Consider the following 8,444-nt stretch of genomic DNA (forward strand, 5'->3'; position numbering starts at 1 on the left):
GGGCGTGCCGGCGTCGCTCACGTAGGCGATGCGCTCCCCCTGCGCGAGCCGCGCGACCACGGCCTGCGCGGCCTCGGCCTCGTTGTGCTGGTGCACCGCGAGCAGTTGGGCGCCGGGGCGGTCGATGCCGTAGGCGCGCAGCAGGCTCTGCGTGTGGCGCGTGTCCTCGCAGGCGACGGCGTCCACCAGCTGCAGCACATGCAGCGCGCGCAGCGTGATGTCGGCCAGGTTGCCGATCGGCGTGGCGACGACATACAGCGTGCCCTGCGGATAATGCTGCGCGCCCGCGGCGTCGAGCGCGGCCGGCAGGGCCGCGCCGAAGGAAGCAGGGGCGAGTGAAGCCAAGAGGTTTCTCCGTAGGGCAGCGAAAACAAGAACAGGGCAGGGAGCCATGACGACAAGCACCACGACGACGAAGCATCGCGGCGATGCGGCGGAAGACGCCGCGCTCGACCACCTGCGCCAGGCCGGCCTCGTGCCGGTCGCGCGCAATTATCGGACGCCGGGGCGCGGCGGCGGCGAGGTCGACCTGATCATGCGCGATCCGCGCGACGGCACGCTGGTGTTCGTCGAGGTGCGACAGCGCAGCGCGGGCTCGCATGGCGGCGCGGGCGGCAGCATCACGGCGGGCAAGCAGCAGCGCATCGTGCTGGCTGCGCGGCACTATCTGGGCCGGTTGCGGTCGCTGCCGCCGTGTCGTTTCGACGTGGTGCTGATCGAGGAGAAAATCACGTGGTTGAAAGCCGCCTTCGATGCCGGCTGACGCACTCGCCAGGGAACTGAAGCCTTCCTGAAGGCTCCACCACTCAAACGTCTTGTTTCACGACCCCCAGTTATCATCGCGCCCCATGCTCGAGCAACGGATTCAGCAGCACTTCATTGACAGTGCCGACCTCAAATACCAGACCGGCCCGGTCCTCAGCAAACCCATCTCTCAAGCGATGCAGGCCCTGCTGGCCTGCGTGACCAGCGGCGGCAAGGTGCTGGCCTGCGGGGCCGGCGTGTCGGGCCTGCTGGCCGCGCAGTTCGCGTCGAACTTCGTGGGCCGCTTCGAACGCGAGCGGCCCGAGCTGGGTGCCATCGCGCTGCCCGGCGACACCACCGACCCGGCGGCCGACAGCCCGCAGGCCGCCGATGCCGACCGCTTCGCGCGCCAGGTGCGCGCGCTTGGCCAGGCCGGCGACGTGCTGCTGGTGCTCAGCGCCAGCGGGCAGTCGTCCGCGGTGCTGGCTGCCGTGCTTTCCGCGCATGAGCGCGACATGACGGTGGTGGCGCTGCTCGGCAACGCCGCCACGGGGCTGGCCACCGCGGCGCCCGGCGTCGGCGGCACCGGCGGCGCCATCGGCCGCGCGCTGCGCGAAACCGATGTACAGATCAGCGTGCCGCACGAGCGTGCAGCGCGCATTCACGAAATCCACCTGCTCGCGCTGCATTGCCTGTGCGACGGCGTGGATGCCCAGTTACTCGGAGAACAGGAAGTTTCCTCATGACCATGACGACCCTGACCAAGGCCTCGACCCAACGTTTCGCTCTGGCGCTCACCCTGGGCGCCGCCCTGGTGGCCGGACTGTCCGCCTGTGTGCCGCTCGTCGTGGGCGGCGCCGCGGTGGTGGGCGTGGGCATGGTGGCGACCGACCGCCGCAGCTCGGGCGCCCAGCTCGACGACCAGGGCATCGAGCTGCGTGCCGCGGCCCGCGTGCGCGACATCGCCAACGACAACATGTACGTGAGCGTCACCAGCTTCAACCGCCAGGTGCTGCTGACCGGCGCCGTCGGCAACGACGCCGACCGCCGCCGCGTCGAGGACGAGGTGAGCCGCGTGGTCAACGTGCGCTCGGTGGTGAACGAGCTCACCATCGGCGCCCCGAGCACCTTCCAGGACCGTTCGAACGACCTGTACATCACCGGCAAGGTGAAGGCCTCGCTGCTCGACGCCAAGGACATCTTCGCCAACTCCTTCAAGGTCGTGACCGAGCGCAGCACGGTCTACCTGATGGGCATCGCCACGCGCCGCGAGACCGATCGCGCCACCGAGATCACGCGCGGCGTGACGGGCGTGGCGAAGGTCGTGCGCGTGGTCGAGGTGGTGAGCGAGGCCGACCTTGCCGCGAGCCAGGCAGCCAACCAGTCCGCCGCGCAGCGCGGCGGCACGGGCCCCGCACCGGTGAGCAATGCGACGCCATCCACGCCGGGTGCTGCCTCGGGTTCGCGCGTGCCGCTGCCGCCGATGGAGCCGCTGCCCGCGCCGGCCGGCGGTGCAACGACCTCGCCGGTCCGCTGAAACCAAAAAGCCCGCTTCCGCGGGCTTTTTTCATTTGAGCCTGATGATCAGGCTCGAGGTGTCCCATCGCCTGCCGCCGGCCTGCTGCACGTCGGCATAGAACTGGTCGACCAGCGCCGTCACCGGCACGCGCGCGCCGTTGCGCTTGGCTTCGTCGAGCACCAGGCCCAGGTCCTTGCGCATCCAGTCGACGGCAAAGCCGAAGTCGAACTTGCCTTCGATCATGGTCTTGCCGCGGTTGTCCATCTGCCAGCTCTGGGCCGCGCCCTTGCCGATGACGCCGAGCACGGCTTCCATGTCCAGGCCGGCGCGCTGGCCGAAGGCGATGGCTTCCGACAGGCCCTGCACCAGCCCCGCGATCGCGATCTGGTTCACCATCTTGGCGAGCTGGCCCGCGCCGCTGTCGCCCAGCAGCGTGACGGCGCGCGCGAAGGCCATGGCCACCGGACGGATGCGCTCGAACACCGCCGCGTCGCCGCCGCACATCACGGTGAGTGCGCCGTTCTGCGCGCCCGCCTGGCCGCCCGACACGGGCGCGTCGATGAAGTGCAGGCCGCGCGCCTGCGCCGCCTTCGACAGCTCGCGCGCCACGTCGGCCGAGGCTGTGGTGTGGTCCACGAGCACGGCGCCGGGCTTCATGCCGGCCAGGGCGCCGTCGTCGCCCAGCACCACCGAGCGCAGGTCGTCGTCGTTGCCGACGCAGCAGAACACGATGTCGGCGCCGGCCGCCGCTTCGCGCGGGGTGGGGGCGTGGCGGCCGGGCGCGCCGAACTCGGCGACCCAGGCCTGCGACTTGGCGGGCGTGCGGTTGTAGACCGTGACCGCGTGGCCGGCCTTGGCCAGGTGCCCGGCCATGGGCCCGCCCATGACGCCGAGGCCGAGGAAGGCCACCGTCTGGGCGGGAACGGATTCGTAGGTGCGGGGGTTGATGCTGCTCATGGCCGACAGCTTAAAGCCAAAGAAAGAAAGCCGGCGCGCCCCAGGGACGCACCGGCGGGGCGACCTCAGACGATCGCGAAGTGCTCGGTGCCGGCCGCCAGGTCGGTGCTGCGCGCGCGCTGGCTGTTGAGCTTGATCTGCAGGCGCAGGTCGTTGGCCGAGTCGGCGTTGCGGATCGCTTCTTCGAAGTTGATCGCGTTGCCCTCGAACAGGTCGAACAGCGCCTGGTCGAAGGTCTGCATGCCCAGGTTGCGGCTCTTCTTCATGATCTCCTTGATCTCGCCCACCTCGCCCTTGAAGATCAGGTCGGAGATCAGCGGCGTGTTCAGCAGGATCTCGACGGCGGCGACGCGGCCCTGGCCGTCTTCGGTGGGAACCAGCCGCTGCGACACCAGCGAGCGCAGGTTCAGCGACAGGTCCATCAGGAGCTGCGCGCGGCGCTCTTCGGGGAAGAAGTTGATGATGCGGTCGAGTGCCTGGTTGGCGCTGTTGGCGTGCAGCGTGGCCATGCACAGGTGGCCGGTTTCGGCGAAGGCCACGGCGTGCTCCATGGTCTCGCGGTCGCGGATTTCGCCCATCAGGATCACGTCGGGCGCCTGGCGCAGCGTGTTCTTCAGTGCCGCTTCCCAGCTGTCGGTGTCGATGCCCACTTCGCGCTGCGTCACCACGCAGTTCTTGTGCGGGTGCACGAACTCGACCGGGTCTTCCACCGTGACGATGTGGCCGTAGGAGTTCTCGTTGCGCCAGTCGATCATCGCGGCCAGCGTGGTCGACTTGCCCGAGCCCGTGGCGCCCACCAGGATGGTCAGGCCGCGCTTGGTCATCGCCACGTCCTTGAGCACCTGCGGCATGCCCAGGCCGTCGATGGTCGGCAGCTTGGCGGGAATGGTCCGCAGCACCATGCCGACCTTGCCCTGCTGCACGAACGCGTTGACGCGAAAGCGCCCGATGCCGGTCGGCGAAATCGCGAAGTTGCACTCCTTGGTGCGCTCGAACTCGGCCGTCTGGCGGTCGTTCATGATCGAGCGCGTGAGCGCCAGCGTGTGCTGCGCGCCCAGCGCCTGCTGCGACACCTTGGTGACCTTGCCGTCGACCTTGATGGCCGGCGGGAAGTCGGCGGTGATGAACAGGTCGCTGCCGTTGCGGCTCACCATGAGCTTGAGCAGGTCGTTGATGAACTGGCTGGCTTGATCGCGTTCCATGATGTCTGTGCTCCGAAGGACTGTAGGGATCAGCCGGGGAAATTCTCGGGAATCTTCGCTTTGCCGCGCGCTTCGGCGGCAGAGATCGTATTGCGGCGCACCAGCTCCGTCAGGTTCTGGTCGAGCGTCTGCATGCCCGAGCCCTGGCCGGTCTGGATGGTGGAGTACATCTGCGCGACCTTGGCCTCGCGGATCAGGTTGCGGATGGCCGGCGTGCCCAGCATGATCTCGTGCGCCGCCACGCGGCCCTGGCCGTCCTTGGTCTTGCACAGCGTCTGCGAGATCACGGCCTGCAAAGACTCCGACAGCATCGCGCGGATCATTTCTTTCTCTTCGCCCGGGAACACGTCGATGATCCGGTCGATGGTCTTGGCGGCCGACGAGGTGTGCAGCGTGCCGAACACCAGGTGGCCCGTTTCGGCCGCGGTCATCGCCAGGCGAATGGTTTCGAGGTCGCGCAACTCGCCCACCAGGATCGCGTCCGGGTCTTCGCGCAGGGCGGAGCGCAGTGCGTTGGCGAACGACAGCGTCATCGGCCCCACTTCGCGCTGGTTGATCAGGCACTTCTTCGATTCGTGCACGAACTCGATCGGGTCTTCCACCGTGAGGATGTGGCCGTATTCGTTCTCGTTGAGGTAGTTCACCATCGCCGCCAGCGTGGTCGACTTGCCCGAGCCCGTGGGGCCCGTCACCAGAACCAGCCCGCGCGGCTTGAGCGCGAGTTCGCCGAAAATCTTCGGCGCGTTGAGCTGCTCGAGCGTGAGGATCTTCGAGGGAATGGTCCGGAACACCGCGGCCGCACCGCGCGCCTGGTTGAAGGCGTTCACGCGGAAGCGCGCGAGGCCGTCGATCTCGAACGAGAAGTCGACCTCCAGGAACTCTTCGTAGTGCTTGCGGTGCGTGTCGCTCATGATGTCGTACACCATGGCATGCACGGCCTTGTGGTCCAGCGCATCGACGTTGATGCGGCGCACGTCGCCGTTCACGCGGATCATCGGCGGCAGGCCGGCCGACAGATGCAGGTCGGAGGCTTTGTTCTTGACGCTGAACGCCAGCAGTTGGGTGATGTCCACGGGGCTCCTCAGGCAGGCTTTAGTGACGTTTTGATACGAATTCGGAAGATTATGACGATGATTGGCGACGACCTCCAGCAAGTAAGGGCCCGGATCGACCAGGCCTGTGCGCAGGCCGGGCGCGACCCGACGGCGGTGCGCCTGCTGGCGGTGTCCAAGACCTTCGGGCCGGAGGCGGTGCGCGAGGCGCACGCGGCCGGCCAGGCGGCCTTCGGCGAGAACTACGTGCAGGAGGGGCTGGACAAGATCGCCGCGCTGGCCGACCTGCGCGCGGGACTCGAATGGCACTGCATCGGCCCTCTGCAGAGCAACAAGACGCGGCCCGTGGCCGAGCAGTTCGACTGGGTCCACAGCATCGACCGCCTGAAGATCGCCGAGCGCCTGTCGGCCCAGCGCCCGGCCCATCTGCTGCCGCTGCAGGTGTGCCTGCAGGTCAACGTGGACGGCGGTGCAAACAAGTCCGGCGTGCCGCCGGAAGAGGCCTTGGCGCTCGCGCGCGCTGTGGCGGCCTTGCCACAGCTGCAGCTGCGCGGGCTCATGGCGATCCCCGAACCGGCGCCCGATTTCGCGGCGCAGCGCGCGTTGTGCCTGCGCGCCCATGCGGTGTTCGAGGCGATCCGCGCGGCGGGCATCGCGCTGGACACGCTGTCGCTGGGCATGAGCGGGGACCTCGAGGCGGCGGTCAGCGCCGGCAGCACGATGGTGCGGGTCGGTACGGCGATCTTCGGCGGGCGGGCGCGCAAGCCCGCCTGAAGTCATAGGCCCCTAGCGCAGGAAGAACAGCAAGCTCATCGTCAGCCCCGTGGCGACGATGCCCGCGAGCAGCCAGGCCGGCGGCAGGCGCCGCGCGCCCCGGGCGCCGAGGTAGCCGCCGAGCAGCGCGGCGCCCGCCATGATCGCGGCCTCGCGCCAGGCGATCAGGCCGCCCCAGGCATAGAGGGCGACCGCGATCAGCGTGAGCAGCGCCGACACCTGGTTCTTGAGCCCGTTGGCCGCCAGCAGGCGGGTCTGGCCGAGCAAGCCGAACAGTGCCAGCAGCAGGATGCCCAGCCCGCCGTTGAAGTAGCCGCCGTAGACCGTGACGGCGAGCACCGAGACCATCGCGACCGCCGGCCGGTGCGCGCCCGACTGTCGAGACGCCGTGAGGCGCGGTGCCAGCACGAACAGCAAGGTGGCGAGCAGCAGCAGCCAGGGCACGACGCGGCGGAAGGTGGCATCGGGCGTCAGCAGGAGCAGCAGCGCGCCGGTACTGCCGCCGATCAGCGAAAGCACCACGAGCGTCCGCATGGACAGCCCGGGCGGCGGTTGGGTGTCGCCGCGCAAGCCCCAGGCCGCCGACAGGTAGCCGGGCAGCAGCGCGAGCGTGCCCGTGGCGTTGGCGCTGACGGCTGGCACGCCGGCGAACACCAGGGCCGGCAGCGTCAGGAAGCTGCCGCCCCCGGCCACCGCGTTCAGGGTGCCCGCCACGAAGGCGGCGGCGATCAACGTCGCATCGACAAGCATCGTGCGACCCTCAGGCGAAGCGGCAGGCTTCTTCGAACGCGAGTCTCGGATGGCGCTCGAACAGCTTGGCGGGGTCGCCGTGGCCGAGGTTGCACAGGAAGTTGGTGCGCACCGAGGTGCCGTGCCAGAAGGCGGCGTCCATGCCGTCCGCGTCGAAGCCCGACATCGGCCCGCAGTCCAGCCCGATGGCGCGGGCCGCGAGCATGAAGTAGGCCGCCTGCAGGCTCGCGTTGCGAAAGGCCGTGCGCAGCGCGTGCGCCTCCTTGTCGGGCCCCGTGAAGTCGTCCTGCATCGACGGCCGGTGCGGAAAGAGCCGTGGCAGTTCGCGATAGAAGGCCGTGTCGAAACCGAGGATCGCGGTGACAGGCGCCGTCATCGTCTTGTCGACGTTGCCGGGCGAGAGCAGCGGCCGCAGGCGTTCGCGGCCTTCGTCGGTGCGCACGAAGACCACGCGCATCGGCGAGCAGTTGGCCGAGGTCGGACCCCACTTCACGAGCTCGTGGATCTGGCGCAGCTGCGCCTCGCTGACTGGGCGGGGCAGCCAGCCGTTGTGGGAGCGGGCCTGGCGAAAGAGGGTGTCGAGGGCGCTGTCTGGAATCATGGGGAACGTGGAAGGTCGAAGGACTGCATCAGCCGCAAGGTCGCTGTCGCGATCGCGCCGTCGGCGCGCGCCAGTTCGTCGAGGATCGAAAAATGATCATGACCCGGGCACTCGATGTGGCCCGCATGAACGTCGCGCCAGTGCAGGCGGATGGTGTCGCATTGTTCGCGGAAGCCAGGATTCTCGTTGCCGCCCAGGGCGGTGAGCAGTCGCGTACCGGTCAGGGGACGCCACAGCGCCGGACTCAGCGCCGCCGCGCTGCGCGGCGTGAAGCGCGTGGCGTCCATCACCGACGGCACGTCGAGCAGCGGGCGCAGGTCGTACAGCGCGCTGATGCAGATCGCGGCCGCCACCACCGGCTCGGTGGCCAGCAGCATCGCCGCCAGGTGCCCGCCGGCCGAATGCCCGCAGGCGAACAGGCGTGCCGGCGGGGCATCCCATTGCGCGTGGTGCGACGCGAGCCATGCGGCCGCACGGCGAACCTGCGCGACGATGGTCTCCACGTCCACCGCCGGGCACAGCGCGTAGTTGACGACCGCGACCGCGTAGCCGGCCGCGGTGAAAGGCGGCGCGAACAGCGAGGCGTCGCTCTTGTCGAGCGAGCGCCAGTAGCCGCCATGGATGTACACCAGCGTGCCGTGTGGGCGGCCCTCGGGCAGGAACAGGTCGAGGCGCTCGGCCGCGTGCGGCCCGTAGGCGATGTCGAGCCGCGCGCGGGCGCGCTCGCGCACCGCGGCGGACGTGCGTGCCCAGCCGTCGAAGATGTCCTGGTAGTGCGGGACGGCCAGGCGCGCGTTGTAGCGGCGCTCGCCGTCGCCGGCTGCGGGGGGCGGCAGCATGGCGGG

The 8,444-nt window shown here is 69.4% G+C and carries 11 protein-coding genes; 4 read left to right on the plus strand and 7 right to left on the minus strand.

All coding sequences use genetic code 11. The features are described 5' to 3' along the window. Positions 1-345 (minus strand): SAM-dependent methyltransferase (locus VBO01S_RS29650; protein ID WP_255221239.1); only part of this gene is annotated, 345 nt, incomplete at its 3' end. Between the two features lie 46 nt (positions 346-391). On the opposite strand from VBO01S_RS29650, the gene VBO01S_RS29655 reads away from it, so the two are divergent. The 3 genes from VBO01S_RS29655 (at position 392) to VBO01S_RS29665 (ending at position 2,281) form a co-directional block, all read left to right on the plus strand. Beyond that, complete coding sequence (locus tag VBO01S_RS29655; protein WP_062482319.1) at positions 392-763, plus strand: YraN family protein; 372 nt, start codon at positions 392-394, stop codon at positions 761-763. Between the two features lie 85 nt (positions 764-848). Beyond that, entirely contained in the window at positions 849-1,490 is a 642-nt protein-coding gene (locus tag VBO01S_RS29660; protein WP_062482322.1) for an SIS domain-containing protein, read from the plus strand. After that, positions 1,487-2,281 carry a BON domain-containing protein gene (locus VBO01S_RS29665; protein WP_062482325.1) on the plus strand — a complete coding sequence of 265 codons (795 nt, stop codon included), beginning with the start codon at positions 1,487-1,489 and terminating at the stop codon, positions 2,279-2,281. The genes VBO01S_RS29660 and VBO01S_RS29665 overlap by 4 nt, the downstream gene beginning before the upstream one ends. Before the next feature lie 30 nt (positions 2,282-2,311). Here VBO01S_RS29665 and VBO01S_RS29670 read toward each other — a convergent pair whose 3' ends face one another. The 3 genes from VBO01S_RS29670 to VBO01S_RS29680 form a co-directional block, all read right to left on the minus strand. Further along, positions 2,312-3,220: an NAD(P)-dependent oxidoreductase gene (locus VBO01S_RS29670; protein ID WP_062482328.1), complete on the minus strand. Its 909-nt coding sequence runs from the start codon at positions 3,218-3,220 to the stop codon at positions 2,312-2,314. Between the two features lie 65 nt (positions 3,221-3,285). Further along, entirely contained in the window at positions 3,286-4,422 is a 1,137-nt protein-coding gene (locus VBO01S_RS29675) for a PilT/PilU family type 4a pilus ATPase (RefSeq protein WP_062482331.1), read from the minus strand. A gap of 29 nt (positions 4,423-4,451) precedes the next feature. After that, positions 4,452-5,495 carry a type IV pilus twitching motility protein PilT gene (locus tag VBO01S_RS29680; protein ID WP_062482334.1) on the minus strand — a complete coding sequence of 348 codons (1,044 nt, stop codon included), beginning with the start codon at positions 5,493-5,495 and terminating at the stop codon, positions 4,452-4,454. A 51-nt stretch (positions 5,496-5,546) separates the two neighbouring features. On the opposite strand from VBO01S_RS29680, the gene VBO01S_RS29685 reads away from it, so the two are divergent. Beyond that, on the plus strand, positions 5,547-6,248 hold the full coding sequence (locus VBO01S_RS29685) for a YggS family pyridoxal phosphate-dependent enzyme (RefSeq protein WP_062482337.1): 702 nt from the start codon (positions 5,547-5,549) through the stop codon (positions 6,246-6,248). 12 nt (positions 6,249-6,260) lie between these two features. Here VBO01S_RS29685 and VBO01S_RS29690 read toward each other — a convergent pair whose 3' ends face one another. The 3 genes from VBO01S_RS29690 to VBO01S_RS29700 form a co-directional block, all read right to left on the minus strand. Beyond that, on the minus strand, positions 6,261-6,998 hold the full coding sequence (locus VBO01S_RS29690) for a sulfite exporter TauE/SafE family protein (RefSeq protein ID WP_062482339.1): 738 nt from the start codon (positions 6,996-6,998) through the stop codon (positions 6,261-6,263). A 10-nt stretch (positions 6,999-7,008) separates the two neighbouring features. After that, positions 7,009-7,599 carry a malonic semialdehyde reductase gene (locus VBO01S_RS29695; protein ID WP_062482342.1) on the minus strand — a complete coding sequence of 197 codons (591 nt, stop codon included), beginning with the start codon at positions 7,597-7,599 and terminating at the stop codon, positions 7,009-7,011. Then, positions 7,596-8,444: alpha/beta hydrolase (locus VBO01S_RS29700; RefSeq protein ID WP_218005424.1), on the minus strand; the 849-nt coding region annotated here is incomplete at its 5' end. The genes VBO01S_RS29700 and VBO01S_RS29695, both read right to left, overlap by 4 nt.

This window comes from Variovorax boronicumulans NBRC 103145 (assembly GCF_001591345.1).
Classification (GTDB): domain Bacteria; phylum Pseudomonadota; class Gammaproteobacteria; order Burkholderiales; family Burkholderiaceae_C; genus Variovorax; species Variovorax boronicumulans.